Genomic DNA, 15,634 nt, shown 5'->3' with positions numbered 1-15,634 from the left:
TATGAAAATATTGCGCATGATGATTATTGGTCTACTTATTTCACTGAGTTCCTCCTACGTCCTTGTGACCTTAAGTATGCTGTCTAATAATGAAGTGATAGTAGGATCAGCATTACTTGAGCAAGTCATAATCGCTGCCATTCTAGGTGTTGTCATAGGCTTATTGTCCTTAATTTATGATATTGAGCGTTTACCTTTTTTAATACAACTGCCCTTACACATAATCGCCGTAACTTTATGTGTAATCATCGCAGGTTATTTTGGCCACTGGTTTGATCATTCTAGTCTTGTGTATATACTGATAGCGGAAATCGTTATTTACGTTATCGTATGGGGTATTACCTACGTGCTTCAATTAAACGATATTAAAGAAATCAATCATGAAATACAAAAAAGAAAGGAATAATCTATTATGAAATTTGCTATACAAGTTGACAAACTGCGTAAGCAATATGGTGAGCATCGGGCTGTTAAAGGGATTTCATTTACTGTAGAAGAAGGCACCCTCTTTGCATTTTTGGGGGCAAATGGTGCAGGTAAATCAACAACCATTGAAATACTTTGTACCTTATTAGAAAAAACAAGTGGTACTGTGAAAATTAACGGTCACACCCTTGATGCAAGCAATGACAATGCTGAAATACGGAAATCAATTGGCGTGGTTTTTCAGCAAAGCCTACTTGATGAGCGATTAACCGTTCGTGAAAATATACTGCATCGCGGCAAAACATATGGCTTATCAAGAGCACAGCTGGCTGAAAACTATCAATTTGTTTCTACCTATTTACATTTAGAGGATATAGAAAAACGTAAATATGGAACATTATCCGGCGGTCAAAAAAGACGCGCTGATATAGCACGAGCGCTTATTCATCGACCGAAAATTTTATTTTTAGATGAGCCAACAACCGGATTAGATCCACAAACACGTCAATTTGTTTGGCAGGCAATTAAACAACTGCAACTTGAAACAAATATGACTGTGTTTTTAACTACACATTACATGGAGGAAGCGGCTGTTGCACATCATGTCATTGTTTTAAAGCAAGGAGAAATTGTTGCTGAAGGAACACCGGATGCTTTGAAGACTAAGTATGCCTATGATTCGATGGCACTTGTTTTTCATAATAGTGCTGAAGGCAGTAAGTGGCTCAAGGACAATGCCATTTCTTACACAGAAAAGCTCGGTATTTACACTATTCGAGTTGACTCAACGCTTCATGCTTTGGACTTATTAAAAAAGGCAGAGCCGTTCATCGCCTCCTTTGAAGTAATAAAAGGGACAATGGATGATGTCTTTCTTCATATTATGGCGGAGGAAGGTGCTGCATAATGGAAGCATTTATTAGCCTAGTACAACGAAATAATAAGGTTTTCCGTAGAGATAAAACACAAGTTTTCTATTCACTGCTTTCTGTCATTATCGTAATTGTGCTATATGCCGTATTTCTACAAAAAATGCAGGTGGATGCTATTGAGCAAATGACAGAGGCTACACCTGAACTAATTACAATGGTGAATGAATGGCTTGTAGCGGGGCTATTATCCATGATCGCTGTAACTACAACACTCGCAGCCTACGGAATTGCCGTAAAGGATTTGGAATCTAAAGCACAGGCTGATTTTTTAACCGCCCCTATTTCAAGAGCCACTATTCAATTTAGCTATGTGTTCAATGCCTTTATTATTGGCTGTATCTTTTCCTTTATTGCCCTCCTTGGCTGTGAAATCTTTATTGTATCCACTGGCGGTGAGCTTCTCAGCATTGGAGATTTCGTTCATGTAGTAGGCCTATTATTTTTATCAGTATTACTTGCCAGTGTTTTTAATCTTTTTCTAGTATTATTTGCGACGACTCAAAACTCCTTTTCAACATTAAGTACCATTGTGGGAACTGCACTTGGCTTCTTATGTGGCGTCTATGTCCCTATTGGTGCATTACCTAGCTTTGCACAAAATTTGATTATGTATTTCCCTATCAGTCATACAACCTTACTATTACGCAATGCATTTATGGGAAGCTCCATCACCAAAGTTTTCGAGGGTATACCTGCTTCAAACGTGGAAGAATATAAAGAAATGTATGGTATTGTCTATGATCTACATGGAAATATTCTCAGTACCTCTACAAGTGTCATTATTATTCTAGCTACTACTCTTATACTAGCCATCCTATCTATTATCCTTTTCAAAAAGAAAAATAAATAGATTTTAACACATCGTTGATCAAGCGATGTGTTTTTTATTGATTTAAAACAAACAATTTGTTATTTTTAATATAGATAAGCAAACGAAATAATATTTTGTTTATTTCAGGGAGGACTTTTAATGGATGTTAATGAACTGTTTTGGCAAGCATCGATTGAGGACATTAAAAAGGGTTACGTAGAGGAAACAGCATATTTTACTTGCTTGCTTTGCGGCGAACGAATTGAAAAAGGTATTATCTATCCCTATGAAGGCGTACTTTATGAGGCAGAAAAATTTATGCAGCATCATATTACTTCTGCACATCATTCCGTTTTTCATTATTTAAATGGATTAAATAAAAAAATGACAGGGCTAACAGACCATCAAAGTCATATCATGCGTTTATTCTATGAGGGACATACGGATCAAGAAATAAAAGAGAGGCTTGATATAGGTAGCGCAACAACGATTCGTCATCACCGTTTTACACTCAAGGAAAAAGAGCGACAAGCAAAAACATTTCTTGCCATGATGGAACTATTAAAAGAAAAGGATCAAAAGGAAGATCATTTTATTCCAATTCATAAAACCGCAACAATGGTGGATGATCGCTATAATATTACGCTATCTGAGGAACAAGAGTTACTCGAAAAGTATTTTCCAAAGGGAATTGGTCAAGAGCTTACCCGGTTTCCAAAACGAGAAAAGCATAAAATTATCATCCTACGAGCAATCACAAAGCTTTTCGATAAGACCAAACAGTACACAGAAAAAGAATTAAATGAGGCAATCCAGCCAATGTATGAGGATTATGTACAAATCCGCCGTTATTTAATTGAATATGGTTTTATGGACCGTACAGATGATGGCAGTGCCTATTGGATAAAGTGAAGCTGAATCAGAGAGGATTAGTTATTATAAACGACTGCTTGTTAATGCAGGATAAAAATAAGAAAGAAGGGTTTTCAATGGACCATAAAAAAGAATTAAAGGAAATGTATAAAGAAATGAAAATTGAAGCGGGCGTTTTTACAATGACCAATAAACAAAATGGAAAGGTGTTTGTTGGTAGCTTCAATAATTTAAAGCGCCTAAACGGATTTCAATTTTCGCTTAAAACTAATTCATATACCAATAAAAAACTACAAGCAGATTTCAACACTTTTGGTCAAGATGCTTTTGACCTTGAAATCGTTGAATACTTAAAGAAAAAAGAAGAGGGCTATTTTGATGCCAAAAGAGAGCTAGAAAAACTTGAGCAAAAATGGCTCGATACACTACAGCCTTTTGGTGACCGTGGCTATAATGCATAAATTGATTTCTTCTTTACTGTGATTTGAAGAACGTTTTTTGTTGAACCCGAGCCGTTTCAATGGGCTTGGGGTTTTTTTGTCCGATTGTAGACTTTTTAAGCAAGCCAGGGCATTGCTTCGATTGCAATAAGCGACTTTTTCTTTGCCTGAGCATTTGTTGGTGTACCTAGCGATTCCTACTTATACCTGAGCGCTTTTTTCTCTGACCTGAGCGTTACTTCGACCTTACCGAGCGCTTTTCTCTGACCTGAGCGTTACTTCGACCTACCCGAGCGCTTTTCTCTTGGGCCTGAGCGTTGCTTCGACCTACCTGAGCAATTTCCTCTTGGATCTGAGCGTTGCTTCGACCTAACCGAGAACTTTTCTCTTGAACCTGAGCGTTGCTTCGTCTCACCCGAGCGCTTTTTTCTCTGACCTGAGCGTTACTTCGACCTACCCGAGCACTTTTCTCTTGGACCTGAGCGTTGCTTCATCTCACCCGAGCGCTTTTTTCTCTGACCTGAGCGTTACTTCGACCTACCCGAGCGCTTTTCTCTTGGGTCTGAGCGTTGCTTCGACTCACCCGAGCGCTTTTCTCTTAAACTTGAGCGTTGCTTTGTCTTGCCCAAGCATTTTTCTCTCGGGCATGAGCATGTCTTTGGCTAAAAAAACTACCCATTTTCTCAATATATCTTAGAAAAAGGGTAGTTTTTTAACCTTCCATCTTACACTATAATGTCACATTGTCTCTTCAAGTAAAAGGACTTCCTGCTGTGCTTTTTTTGTTAGCTTTCCGAAAACTAGGTCATAGGAATGTTCGATAAGCTTTTCTACCAAATCAAGGGGTACATCATCTGAATCCATGTAAATGGAGTTCCAATGAGTTTTATTCATATAATAGCCAGGTATGATACTTTCGTAAGCTTCCCTTAATTCTTCTGCACGCTGGGGCTCGCATTTCAGCGTAAGAACTGGCTTTCCGGTAGCATTCCCCCCTATCATTGCATACATTTTTCCACTAACTTGGTAGCGGTCAGCCTCCCACTCCTGTTTATAATCATGTGTTGTTCCTCGAAGCTTTAAACAATACGCATGAATTGATTCTTTGTCCATTTTGAATCTCTCCCTATCTATCCCATAATAAAAACACACGTTCGATTATATTTATTATAACCGATAACGTGTGTACAAGAAATATTCACTTTAATTTACTTTGAGCCCCTATCAAAAACACCAATTACCTCTGTCGTTTGTAAAATATTAACAAATGCCTTTGCATCTGTTTCCTTAATCATATTTTTAACTTCGGCAAGCTGATAACGTGTAATTACTGTAATTAAAACCTTACGCCCTTCCCCAGAGTAAGCACCCTTCGCATCCATTATCGTTACACCACGATGAAGCTTTGATAAAAGTTGCTGCTTTACTTCCTCACCCTCACCTGTAATAATCATCAGCGTCAATTTTATATGGCTAGTATGAATCGTATCGACAATCTTGCCCGTAGCATAAATCGATACAAGAGTGAGTAAGGCAGCATCCCAGCTAAAAACGAAGCCTGAGATAGCTACTACTATTCCATTCATTCCAGAAATTAATGCACCTAATGGGAAATCGCGTTTTCGGCTTAACAGCATGGCTATAATGTCAAAGCCACCAGAGGAGCCAGACGCACGAAAAATCATACCCGTGCCGATTCCGACAATAACACCACCAAATAAGGAGGCAAGGATGGGTTCTTGAGTAGCCTTATAAATAGGAATAATATACAGGCTAATTGACAAGACAGCCACTGATAGTATCGTATATCCAATAAACCGCTTCCCAAGCTTCATAACGCCTATAATAAGAAGCGGTAAATTCAATAGTAAATTTAAGACCCCTGTATTTAAGGGTGTTACAATACCAAGCATAATAGCTATTCCACTCAATCCACCACTTAATATTTCATGGGGAATTAACAAAAAATTATAAGCAAAGGCCACTAAAATCGATGAAAGTGTAATGATGATAATATTACGCATAACGATTCCCCTATCATAAGAACAAACAAGTTTTCAATCCTTCTACTAGGATACCCAACTTTTACGTCCAAGAAACCCTGCCTATTTATTGCTTTTGTTGTTCTTTTTTCTGCTCCTCTTTAACAGGAGCCTCCTTTTTTTGCCCCTCTTTTTCCGCTACCCTATCAATTCGATCCAGCATTGGTGGGTGTGTATAGCGAAACCATTTTACAAGAAGCTGTGGATTTACCTCACTTAAACCAGATATCGTTAGCTTTTGGAATGCAGTAACGGCAGACTCTCGATCACCCGTAAGTGAAATAGCGTATTGATCGGCTCTTGTTTCCTGATACCTTGACACATAATTTGTCAAAGGGTTAGAAGCAAACAGCAATATGGAGGTAATAAGTAAAAATAACGGATAAGAGGCTATATCACCCATTTTTTTTATTTTTAATACCTGTCCATATCTTCTAATCACCCATCGCATACATCTGGAGGTTAACCACAATCCTCCTAAAGTTAACACTAGGTACCCAGCTATACCAAAATAAATATGTTTTTCAACGTAATGTCCCATTTCATGTGCCATGATAAATAATATTTCATTGTCTGTGAGACGATTTAAGGTTGTATCCCATAAAACAATCCTTGAATTACTTCCTATGCCTGTGACATATGCATTTAAGGCATTTGTTTTCTCTGCCATATTCACTTCATAAACATGCTCTGCTGGAATATGAGCCTGGTCAGCGATAGAGAGAATTTTCGCTTCTAGTTCCTTATTTTTTAATGGATAAAAATCATTATATAAGGGATCAATGACAACTGGCTGGATAAACATCACAAATATTGTAAATGGAATCGTTAAAAGCCAAGTATATAGCCACCATTTTTTTTCACTCTTTTTAATAAGCCAATATATGACTGATACTACGATGAGGCTCGTGCCGAAATTAACCCAAAAATCAATAATGCCATCTCGCATCCATGACGAGAATGCTTGTGTGCTTATACCGTAGCTTTTGCTTAAATAGTAACGATAATAGTCTAGAGGGAATAGCACAAGATACAGTAGCAATGATAATAAGAATAAATAGCCTGCGTTCCGTAATAACTTCCACTTCGTTTGTGCTGTCGCCACTTTTTCGAAATAACGTGAAATGCCTGTTAGCAAAATGAAAGCGTACACTAACCATTCCAATGGAGTTGCAACAAAGAAAAGGAAGTTTCTTATTTTTGAATATTCACCACTTAGAAACAGCTCTTTTTCAGACATAAACATAACTGGATCTGCAACGGTTCCCTGGAATGCTCTTGGTACTGTACCACCACCGCTATGGAATATATACCAATACATACACAGCAAATAAACACCGAATAATAGTAGCGCGACAATTCCCATTTTTTTCGCTATGTCATTTCCTCCCTTGTGTTAAAGCTAAGAGTTCGTCCTATAGTAAGTGTAAGCGAAATTAAAAAAGTTAGAACAAATTTTTCAGTGTTTTTATTTGCCTTTTAGCTAATTCCATACAAAATTCAAAGTAATTGCAAAAAAACAGCAACAAGCCTTGTACAAATCAAAAGTACAAAGCCTGTTCACTGTCTTCAAATGAATTTTAGCAATTGTTTTGAAAGTTAACTGGAAATCGGAAGCATGGTATTACATACATGTCATTAATATTCATAATGTAGGACATCATGTTAGTGCCTTCTTGTTTTTAAGTAATTGCAAAAGTGTAGTTTCTCTGTTCGTAAATGAACTATGAAAATAAATGGTCGTTTGAGCATGTATTGTTTTAGAAAGTGTTAAAATATCATGATAATCAGGATGTGTTTTATAAAAAAATTCCTTGTATTCCGTTTTTGATAACATCATTTTATAGTTATCTTTTTGCCAATAGCCTGTAAAAATAACGATTGCTTTCGGTATTTTTTGTAGTAGCTCCAATAGCTCTGACGCATTACGATCAGGCACAAAATAAATATCAGCACTCTTTGTCTGACATTGTTGTTTAAAAGATGGCAAAATGCCTTTAGTAGGCAATAAATTTTCAGATGCCTTCTCATACTGTTCAAATAGCGATATTAAATCCTGATCGATATGCAGGGTTCGCTGTGTATGTTGATGGAGGTAGGCTGCAATATCGACAGTTTTTCCTGAAAATGAAGATGGAAAAATAAATGGTTGTTCTGGATGAACGCTTATATATTCCATTATTTGCTGCAATGTTTGAAAATTATTGATTTGTTTTTCAACATGACCGCTGTCGATAAATGCAACATCATAAATCGTCCCATCCGCTACTGGCAGCGTAGCCTTCAATAAATAAGAATCCGTGACATAATCGCCAGAGTAAAAGAGCATCTTCCCCCAAAAACGAATCTTATACCAAACGCTTCCAATAAGATGTCCACTATACCCCCACTGATAGGCTACATCCTTATTCACAAATATCCATTCTCCAATTGATTCTGGATGAAAAATACTAATATTTGAAAAGGTCATTTTTAGTTGCTGTGCCGTCATATCACTCATTATAATTGGCCCATTATATCCCCACTTTTCGAGTAACGGAATAGCACCTACATGATCAATATGGGAATGGGAAATGAATACTGCCTCAAGCTTTGCTACGTGGGCCTCTGTTAAGTTTGGCAAGGTTTTTTGAGGATTGTTCATCACGCCACAATCCAGTAAAATAGCCCGCCTCTCTTTTTCAATATAAAAACAATTACGGCCATATTCACCGACTCCACCTAAAATCTCGATATTAAGCATTCTCATGCCCTCCCCGCTTTTGCAGCCACCCGAGTAGAAACATGAAAATAACGGTCATGACCACAGTAATAACTGCAACAGCCATTCCCACCCCAACATTTCCTTGCTCGAACTGACTGTAAATAAATGTTGCCCCAGTCTCCACTGATGGAGGCAAAATTAATAATCCAGCTACAAGCTCACGCATGGAAATAATAAATGTCATCATCATACCAGCGAGAATTCCTTGCATTAATAAAGGAATTATAATCTGTCGATAAACATCCCATTTACTTCGTCCAAAAATAGCTGCTGATTGAAAGATTGACGAATCTATTTGGGATAATGAGGATTTTGTGTATTGCACAGAATACGGTAAGAAAAGAATACAATACGTGACAACAACCATTGTCTTTGTGTTATATATAGTTGCCGGTAACCATGGCGCATTCCAAAACATGATTAACCCAACTACAAAGACAATTCCAGGTACAATAGTAGGCATTAAACTAAAGAAATCTAATACTTGCTGCTTTTTCGTTTCACCCTTTTTAATATATAGTGCGATACACAATCCAATAATAGCCGTCACAACAGCCGTTATAACAGAAAACATCACACTATTTAAAAATGCCGATAATCCAGCGCTTCCCCCTGTAAACATCTCTTGATAGGATGCAAAGCTAAAATTTCCTGCTTGCAAACCATTTCCTCTTACTTTTTGCAAAGATGTTACGACAATGGAAAAGTAAGGAATACCGATTGACAATAAAAGAACAACTCCCACAAACATCCATGAGCCTAATTTGATATACCATTTATCCCTAACCTCACGCATTGCTGGTGTTTTACCAGATAGAACGCCATATGTATGTTTGCGTCCAATAAGATTTTGAATATACCAGATGACAAGACAAACCGAGAGTAAAAATAAAGACAGGGATGTCGCCATGCTAATGTCTACTGGCCATCTTGATAAGTAAGTATGAATTTCTGTTGTAAATACTTGAAATCCAATTCGACTTCCAAAAGTGGCAGGTGTTCCAAATTCCGCAAGTGTTTTTATAAAAATTAGCAGACTTCCTAAGACATAGCTTGATACCACTAAAGGTAAAACGATTTTCGTCCAATTTCTCCAGGGGCTTCGTCCAAAAATGAGTGCTGCATCTAAAAAGGAACCATTAATACGAAGGAGCGTATTTTTCAACATTAAACACAAAAAAGGAAAGAGATGTAAGCTCATAATCATCACCATACCGAATAAAGAAAAGAAGGTTTTCGTTAACCAGGCTGAGCTTGGAAATAGCTGTTGAAGAAAGCCATTATGCTGCATAAACAAAATCCATCCCATTGAACCAATATACGGAGGAGTCATAAATGGAATGGTTAAAATAATATCAAGCCAATCATAACGATATAAACTTGTTTTCGTTCTGATAAGTGCCATTGGAAATGCAATAATGGTTGTTCCAACTATTACAAGTACCCCTAATAGCATGGAGTTCCCAAGCGTCCTCCACACTCTTTCAGCTTCCAGCATTCGATTGATTTGTGAGATGTCAAATTGCCCATCCTTCAAAAAGGTGTAACCTAAAATAGCTATTAATGGAGCAATAGCAAATGTGACAACTATTGTCAGTAAAAAACCAAAAGTGAGTCTGCCTTCCATAATCATTGATGTTTCCATCCTTCCATGCAAAAACTTGAAGGAGGCGCAAAACCTCCTCCTATTTCTTAACGAAACATATCATTAAATTTCGTTAATATCTCAAGCTGGTCTGCTTCTGCACCTTTCCAATTCACAGTTAACTGTGGAACCTCATCTAATGCAGCACGATTTTTTACAGGTATTTCTTTGTTGCCAGGCAGTAAGTAAGCATCTGTTACAAGCTTTTGTCCCTCATCAGATAGTAAAAAATCTACGTATTCTTTTGCAGCCTCAATATGCTTTGCATCCTTTAAAATACCAACTGCTCTTGGGCTAACAACTGTTCCACTTTTCGGATACATAATTTCCACTGGCTCGCCGTCTGCTTTTGCCTTATAAGCCATATAATCTACGCCTGCAATTGTAGCATTTTTATCACCTGTTATGACGGCATCTAAAGCTTCCTTATTCGCACCATTTACTTGTAAGCCATTGTTCTTCCATAGCCCCATCGTTTTCCAAGCATTTTTTTCCGCCAGCGCATAGCCATATAGAAAATCTACAGCAGAGCCTGACAAGCTTGGATCGGGTATATTGATTTTATTTTGCCATTGTTCCTTTGCTAAATCTGACCAATCTGTCGGTACTTCTTGCGTATTTTTTGTGTTATAAGCTATACCTAATGCAGAAGCACTGTATCCATAATAATAGCCCTCAGCATCTGACCAGTCAGAATTGATTTTTTCTGCCTGTTTAGCATCTTGATAGCTTTGTAGCTGTGACGTTTCCTTTAAGCCATCCATAGATGCGACAGATGCCAGTACAACAACATCAGCTACAGGATTATTTTTTTCTGCCTCTAATCGTGACAAAATTTTACCTGTTGTCCCTTGAAACATCTCTACTTTTATACCTGTTTTTTCTTCAAATGCTTGTTGAATATTTGCTGCTAATCCATCTGGACCTGCTGAATATACTGTTAATATTTGCTCTTCTTTTGGCTGTGCACTTACTTTCTCTGTTTTCTCTACTTCTTTGTTACCACACCCAGCTAATGCCAATGTCAATAGAATACCAGCAGTCGCAAAAAGCTTTAAACCTCTTCTCTTCAATGTGAACCCTCCAATTGATATATTTGTTTTTTGTCAATAAACACTTCAAGTTTTATACCATGCTCTATGGGCTGTGCCTCATAAAAGCTCCATTGCTTACCTTCTACCTCTGCCTGCACTAAATAACGATCCCCAACAAAGGTGCTTTTTATGATTGTTGCAAACTTTGCAATTGTTCCTGGGCGTTGTATTCTGGAAACCCCCTCAGGTCGCACAATATAGTTACCTTTTTCAAACCAATTCACTTTACCAATAAAATCAGCCACATATGGAGTTGCTGGCGCAAGATATATTTCCTCAGGTGTTCCTATTTGTGCGATTCTGCCTGCCTCCATCACAATAATTTGATCAGACATTGTCATCGCCTCTGTTTGGTCATGAGTGACAAAAATTGCCTGACAATCTAGTTCATCAATAATTTGCATAATTTCAGCCTGCATCTGTTCTCTAAGTACTGCATCAAGGGCTGATAAGGGCTCATCAAATAAAATAAGCTTGGGATTTGTCGCAAGCGCTCTCGCAAGTGCTACCCGTTGCTGCTGCCCTCCTGAAAGCTCCCCAGGTTTACGTTTCTCATACCCCTTCATTTTCACTAAGTTCATCACATACTGCACTCGTTGAGGAATACCTTCCTTTGGAACAATTCCCTTCAAGCCAAACGCAATATTTTGAAAAATTGTCATATGGGGCCAGAGCGCAAAATCTTGAAAAACCATTGCAATATTACGTTTATTTGGTTTGATATTTTGATGAAGATTAGATGAATAAATCATCGTTTCATCAAATCGAATTTCTCCACCTGTTGGTTGTTCAAGTCCGGCTAATATTTTTAATAATGTAGTCTTCCCGCAGCCTGATTGTCCTAGAATCGTAATAAATTTACTTTCTAATTCCAGATTAATTGGCCATAGCACCTGAGCATGTCCAAATTTCTTCTCGATATTTGTTAGTGAGATTTTCATCATATCCTCCTCGCTAATACAACTATAAATCCTAGATATTTAGAAAATATTAATGTTCTATTAATAACTCGTTAAAAAAATTCTAATAAACTTAAGCAAATGCAAGATTTTTTCTAATTTACTTTAGGAGGATAAAATGAATAATCTAAAATTACAGGCATTTTGCCTACTCGTAGAATTAAAAAAATTAGCCCCCGTTGCCCAAGTGCTTGGCATTACTGCGCCAACAGTTTCCTTTCATATCCGCTCGATTGAGGAGGAATACGGGATTCATTTATTTCGCACAAATGCAGGGGGATATCGTTTAACAGAAGCTGGCGAAGGACTCTATCATTATGCCCGCCAAATTGTTCAGCTTCAGAAGGATATGAATCGCTTTGTCGATAATCTTTTGGCAGGTCATATCGGCTCCATTCGTCTTGGTGCTAGCGGACTACCTGCCCATATTTTTATGCCAGAACTTATTCATCAGATTTCGACAGCTTATCCAGAAATTCGAATATCACTTGAAGTAAAAACAGCCCCAGACATTGAAAAAATGGTAGCTCTTCAAGAGTTAGACTTTGGTTTGATAATGGAAACAAAGCAGGAAAACGCGGCACTTGTTTATGAAACAATTGGAGAAGATTCACTTGTTTTAGCATTAAGCCCTTGTCACGAACTTGCAGCAAAAAAGGACATCACCAAATCGGATGTCCTCAAAAATAAAATATTGTTGCACACTTCCTCTAGTTCAACGAATCATTTTATCGAAAAATGGATGGACCCAATCCACCCATCCATTCATACAATCGAGTTGGATTCTGTTAGCACCATAAAGAAAATGCTTACTTTCGGAAAAACAATTGCGTTTCTGTCAGTTGCACTCATTGAGGATGAATTAAGATCAGGTCTATTAATGAAGAGAGATTTAGAAGATGATACACTAAATCGGAAAATTCAACTAATTCATCCTAAATCTCGCTTAGATAGCAAAATAGATTCATTTGTCAAATCGTCCATTTACGATTTAGCCAAACAGTTAAAAATATAGCGTACTTTGACATAGACTGATATCAGTTATGGAGGAACAACTTTTGGTGATTCTGATTTCGACATTGTAAGGATTATTACCATTAATGTCTTAAAATTATTTGGTGCGATTTAGAAGGTTAAGCAAACAAGAAATCCCGAATTCACTTTGAAGATGAAATTCGGGATTTCTAATTTGATAGTGAATACTTATAAAATTACATCACAATCTCTTTCACACTATCCCCGTTTTAGCACTAGAAAAAATGGCACATATTAGAATTTTTCAGCACTCCAGCATTAAAAAAACTGTTCCATCCATGACAACACTTGAGGGAACAGCTATATGTTAACTTCTTCTGCTTCACCTAATCGCTCAACTAGCGTTTTTTTGAAATAAGCTGATAATGGCAATTATAAAACTTAAACTGTAATTAATTGTTTCAATAAAAAGCTAAGGTCATTTAATTCTGCCCTATAATCGGCTCTGAAGAAACCTGAGTTATGGATTGTAAAGTTGTTCAGCCTGGCCTGATGTTTATCGACTTGTAAGGTGATTGTTAGGAGCTAGTATCTAAACCTAAGTGAGAGCGCAAAGTATTTCCTTCATACTCAGCTCGGAATAACCCCTGCTTCACCAGCGCTGGTATAACATCGCTAAAGAATAAATCTAAAGATTTTGCAGGACCACCTGGCACAGCAATAAAACCATCTAATGCTCCTTTCTCATAAAATGTGACAATTTGCTCTACAATATCCTGCGGTGTACCAATTGCTACAAGATGTGCTGAACCAATTACCTCTGGACGTGCTAATAATTCGGCTACTGTCGGTTTATTTTCAATAATATAACGGCGTACAAGCTGAGCATGTGTTTTACTACGTACCTTTTGATCCTCTGGCGGTAGCATCTCTGCTGTTACATAATCCTGTAACGTTAAATGACGAATATTTATACCAATAACAGATTCTAAAGCACTATGACGACGGTCAAGTGTTAAATAAGCGTGCGCTTGACGGTGCATTTCTAGTGCCTCTTCATATGTATCACCAATAAAGAAATAGAGCCCTGGCAATAATCGAATGTCATCTGCTGAACGTCCTACCTCAACAGCACGCTTGCGTAAATCTTTACGCAGTTCAATACCCACTTCCATTACTGGCGTAGCAGCAAATATTGCATTTGATACTGATGCAGCAAATTGACGTCCTGACTCAGATGCACCAGCTTGGAATAACGGAATATCTCCTGCTGGATGCATCGGTATATTTAATGGTCCTTTAATCTGGAAAAACGCTCCCTCATAATCGATTGGCTTTACAAGCTCCTTAATTTTCTCAAAATCACCATCAGCTTCTAATGCTTCATAAGGATTACTGTGCCACAGCTGTTCTACAACTTCCTTACATTCCGCTGCCTTTGCATATCGCTCCTCTGAGGAAGGCATCAAATCATTGCTGAAATTATACGCCCCATCAATGGATGTGACAAGATTCCACCCTACACGCCCCTCACTTATCCAATTCAAGGATTGTAATTGACGTGCAATCAAATAAGGTGGTATGAAAGATGTTGATATGGTTGTTACTAAACCAATTTGTTTCGTTTCTCTTGCCACCATTGCCAATAAAAAGCTAGGATCTAACCCTACAGTCCCTTTCATTTTGGCAATTAACTCTGGATGGGCTATTAAGTAATCAGCCTTAAAAATAAAATCTAATTTTGCCGCCTCTGCTCGCTTGGCAAATGCTATATGTTCATCAATTAAAGTACCTGTCTTACCTTGCTCACCATGTACAGCTAGGTGCATGCCAATTACAAGATGTCTTTTAGTCATCATTAACTCTCCTTTTTAATTGAAAATGATTATCATTACCATCTTATAGATTCTTTTCATAGAATGCAATAAATATAAGCGGCATTAGCTGTAACTGTTCTACGTGTGAAAAGAAAAAAGCCCTGCTACACGAACGTAGCAAAGCTCTTGTAAACTATTATTATCCTAGCGTAAAGCTGAAACCTATTGCCGTATTTCCATATAATACACATCTACCACTAATTTCAATGGAATACCTACCGATAATTTTTGTTAATCTTCTGTATCTATCGTTTGCAATGTTCCTTGTGAATAAGTAAACGATTTACCATTGATGGTAAACGGTTGACTTAAATCAAGCCCTATCCCTTTTGCGAATTTTGGGAAATGTTGCATAAACATAGCATCATCATTCATACTAGCCACAGATTTTTTTCCTTCGGCTAACCGTGAGAGGCTCATAAAGACAGCCACAAGTTCATTGGCTCCTTGACGTTCAACTTGTGAATAGGACTGATGTATTCTAAAAGCTGCTTCTTGTTCAGGTGTAACCTTTGTACCAACTCCTGTCCATTGTATCATTGGACTAAAATTAGAATTAAAGCCACCACCAGTTAAAGCTGTGCCATTAAGAGGGTTGCCATTTACTGAACCTAAATGATAGTACACACCGTTAGTAATATTGATGGAATTTGTTTGTTTATCAACAAGTTGCTTAGGCGTCACTTCTTGATAAATAGCATTACAAGATTGTATAAATTCTGCATATTTTTCACGCGATGCTTTGATTTTTTCTTGTTTAGAATCAGTTTCACCAACTGCAATCTTAAAAGTTTGT

15 protein-coding genes are annotated in these 15,634 nt (G+C 37.5%); 6 read left to right on the top strand and 9 right to left on the bottom strand.

What is annotated here, in order from left to right; all coding sequences use genetic code 11:
* Window position 1 precedes the first annotated feature (1 nt).
* The 5 genes from QNH24_RS07530 to QNH24_RS07510 all read left to right on the top strand — a co-directional run bounded on the left by QNH24_RS07530 (window position 2) and on the right by QNH24_RS07510 (window position 3,503).
* Window positions 2-406 carry a DUF3021 domain-containing protein gene (locus QNH24_RS07530; protein WP_283871460.1) on the top strand — a complete coding sequence of 135 codons (405 nt, stop codon included), beginning with the start codon at window positions 2-4 and terminating at the stop codon, window positions 404-406.
* 6 nt (window positions 407-412) lie between these two features.
* A complete protein-coding gene (locus QNH24_RS07525; protein ID WP_283871459.1) occupies window positions 413-1,333 on the top strand; it encodes an ABC transporter ATP-binding protein in 921 nt (306 codons plus the stop codon).
* Window positions 1,333-2,208, top strand: a complete 876-nt coding sequence (locus QNH24_RS07520; protein ID WP_283871458.1) for an ABC transporter permease — start codon at window positions 1,333-1,335, stop codon at window positions 2,206-2,208. The genes QNH24_RS07525 and QNH24_RS07520 overlap by 1 nt, the downstream gene beginning before the upstream one ends.
* A gap of 120 nt (window positions 2,209-2,328) precedes the next feature.
* The gene (locus QNH24_RS07515; protein ID WP_283871457.1) at window positions 2,329-3,081 is read left to right on the top strand and encodes a DUF2087 domain-containing protein; all 753 of its coding nucleotides are present in this window, start codon (window positions 2,329-2,331) and stop codon (window positions 3,079-3,081) included.
* A 77-nt stretch (window positions 3,082-3,158) separates the two neighbouring features.
* Complete coding sequence (locus tag QNH24_RS07510; RefSeq protein ID WP_283871456.1) at window positions 3,159-3,503, top strand: GIY-YIG nuclease family protein; 345 nt, start codon at window positions 3,159-3,161, stop codon at window positions 3,501-3,503.
* 717 nt (window positions 3,504-4,220) lie between these two features.
* Here QNH24_RS07510 and QNH24_RS07505 read toward each other — a convergent pair.
* The 7 genes from QNH24_RS07505 to QNH24_RS07475 all read right to left on the bottom strand — a co-directional run bounded on the left by QNH24_RS07505 (window position 4,221) and on the right by QNH24_RS07475 (window position 11,968).
* Window positions 4,221-4,595 carry an MmcQ/YjbR family DNA-binding protein gene (locus QNH24_RS07505; protein ID WP_283871455.1) on the bottom strand — a complete coding sequence of 125 codons (375 nt, stop codon included), beginning with the start codon at window positions 4,593-4,595 and terminating at the stop codon, window positions 4,221-4,223.
* A 95-nt stretch (window positions 4,596-4,690) separates the two neighbouring features.
* Window positions 4,691-5,506 (bottom strand): YitT family protein, encoded by an 816-nt coding sequence (locus QNH24_RS07500; RefSeq protein ID WP_283871454.1) that lies wholly within the window; start codon window positions 5,504-5,506, stop codon window positions 4,691-4,693.
* A gap of 85 nt (window positions 5,507-5,591) precedes the next feature.
* Window positions 5,592-6,902, bottom strand: coding sequence for a M48 family metallopeptidase (locus QNH24_RS07495; protein ID WP_283872768.1), 1,311 nt, complete (start codon window positions 6,900-6,902; stop codon window positions 5,592-5,594).
* A 282-nt stretch (window positions 6,903-7,184) separates the two neighbouring features.
* Window positions 7,185-8,267 carry an MBL fold metallo-hydrolase gene (locus tag QNH24_RS07490; protein WP_283871453.1) on the bottom strand — a complete coding sequence of 361 codons (1,083 nt, stop codon included), beginning with the start codon at window positions 8,265-8,267 and terminating at the stop codon, window positions 7,185-7,187.
* The gene (locus QNH24_RS07485; RefSeq protein ID WP_283871452.1) at window positions 8,260-9,921 is read right to left on the bottom strand and encodes an ABC transporter permease; all 1,662 of its coding nucleotides are present in this window, start codon (window positions 9,919-9,921) and stop codon (window positions 8,260-8,262) included. The genes QNH24_RS07490 and QNH24_RS07485 overlap by 8 nt, the downstream gene beginning before the upstream one ends.
* A 59-nt stretch (window positions 9,922-9,980) precedes the next feature.
* A complete protein-coding gene (locus tag QNH24_RS07480; protein ID WP_283871451.1) occupies window positions 9,981-11,006 on the bottom strand; it encodes an ABC transporter substrate-binding protein in 1,026 nt (341 codons plus the stop codon).
* Window positions 11,003-11,968 carry an ABC transporter ATP-binding protein gene (locus QNH24_RS07475; RefSeq protein WP_283934527.1) on the bottom strand — a complete coding sequence of 322 codons (966 nt, stop codon included), beginning with the start codon at window positions 11,966-11,968 and terminating at the stop codon, window positions 11,003-11,005. The genes QNH24_RS07480 and QNH24_RS07475 overlap by 4 nt, the downstream gene beginning before the upstream one ends.
* A 136-nt stretch (window positions 11,969-12,104) precedes the next feature.
* On the opposite strand from QNH24_RS07475, the gene QNH24_RS07470 reads away from it, so the two are divergent.
* Complete coding sequence (locus tag QNH24_RS07470; protein ID WP_283871449.1) at window positions 12,105-13,001, top strand: LysR family transcriptional regulator; 897 nt, start codon at window positions 12,105-12,107, stop codon at window positions 12,999-13,001.
* Between the two features lie 538 nt (window positions 13,002-13,539).
* Here the strand turns inward: QNH24_RS07470 and QNH24_RS07465 are convergent.
* Window positions 13,540-14,820, bottom strand: a complete 1,281-nt coding sequence (locus QNH24_RS07465; protein WP_283871448.1) for an NtaA/DmoA family FMN-dependent monooxygenase — start codon at window positions 14,818-14,820, stop codon at window positions 13,540-13,542.
* Window positions 14,821-15,069: 249 nt separating this feature from the next.
* Window positions 15,070-15,522: a hypothetical protein gene (locus QNH24_RS07460; protein WP_283871447.1), complete on the bottom strand. Its 453-nt coding sequence runs from the start codon at window positions 15,520-15,522 to the stop codon at window positions 15,070-15,072.
* Window positions 15,523-15,634: the final 112 nt, after the last annotated feature.

The organism is Lysinibacillus pakistanensis (assembly GCF_030123245.1).
Lineage (GTDB): Bacteria > Bacillota > Bacilli > Bacillales_A > Planococcaceae > Lysinibacillus > Lysinibacillus pakistanensis.
This window is presented reverse-complemented; position numbering and strand designations above follow the sequence as displayed.

What these genes read in the sequence shown, in the direction of transcription:
- QNH24_RS07530 (WP_283871460.1), top strand. Translation starts at nt 2, where the DNA reads ATGAAAATATTGCGCATGATGATTATTGGTCTACTTATTTCACTGAGT.
- QNH24_RS07485 (WP_283871452.1), bottom strand. Translation starts at nt 9,921, where the DNA reads ATGATTATGGAAGGCAGACTCACTTTTGGTTTTTTACTGACAATAGTT.
- QNH24_RS07465 (WP_283871448.1), bottom strand. Translation starts at nt 14,820, where the DNA reads ATGATGACTAAAAGACATCTTGTAATTGGCATGCACCTAGCTGTACAT.
- QNH24_RS07510 (WP_283871456.1), top strand. Translation starts at nt 3,159, where the DNA reads ATGGACCATAAAAAAGAATTAAAGGAAATGTATAAAGAAATGAAAATT.
- QNH24_RS07525 (WP_283871459.1), top strand. Translation starts at nt 413, where the DNA reads ATGAAATTTGCTATACAAGTTGACAAACTGCGTAAGCAATATGGTGAG.
- QNH24_RS07490 (WP_283871453.1), bottom strand. Translation starts at nt 8,267, where the DNA reads ATGCTTAATATCGAGATTTTAGGTGGAGTCGGTGAATATGGCCGTAAT.
- QNH24_RS07500 (WP_283871454.1), bottom strand. Translation starts at nt 5,506, where the DNA reads ATGCGTAATATTATCATCATTACACTTTCATCGATTTTAGTGGCCTTT.
- QNH24_RS07470 (WP_283871449.1), top strand. Translation starts at nt 12,105, where the DNA reads ATGAATAATCTAAAATTACAGGCATTTTGCCTACTCGTAGAATTAAAA.
- QNH24_RS07475 (WP_283934527.1), bottom strand. Translation starts at nt 11,968, where the DNA reads ATGAAAATCTCACTAACAAATATCGAGAAGAAATTTGGACATGCTCAG.
- QNH24_RS07515 (WP_283871457.1), top strand. Translation starts at nt 2,329, where the DNA reads ATGGATGTTAATGAACTGTTTTGGCAAGCATCGATTGAGGACATTAAA.
- QNH24_RS07520 (WP_283871458.1), top strand. Translation starts at nt 1,333, where the DNA reads ATGGAAGCATTTATTAGCCTAGTACAACGAAATAATAAGGTTTTCCGT.
- QNH24_RS07505 (WP_283871455.1), bottom strand. Translation starts at nt 4,595, where the DNA reads ATGGACAAAGAATCAATTCATGCGTATTGTTTAAAGCTTCGAGGAACA.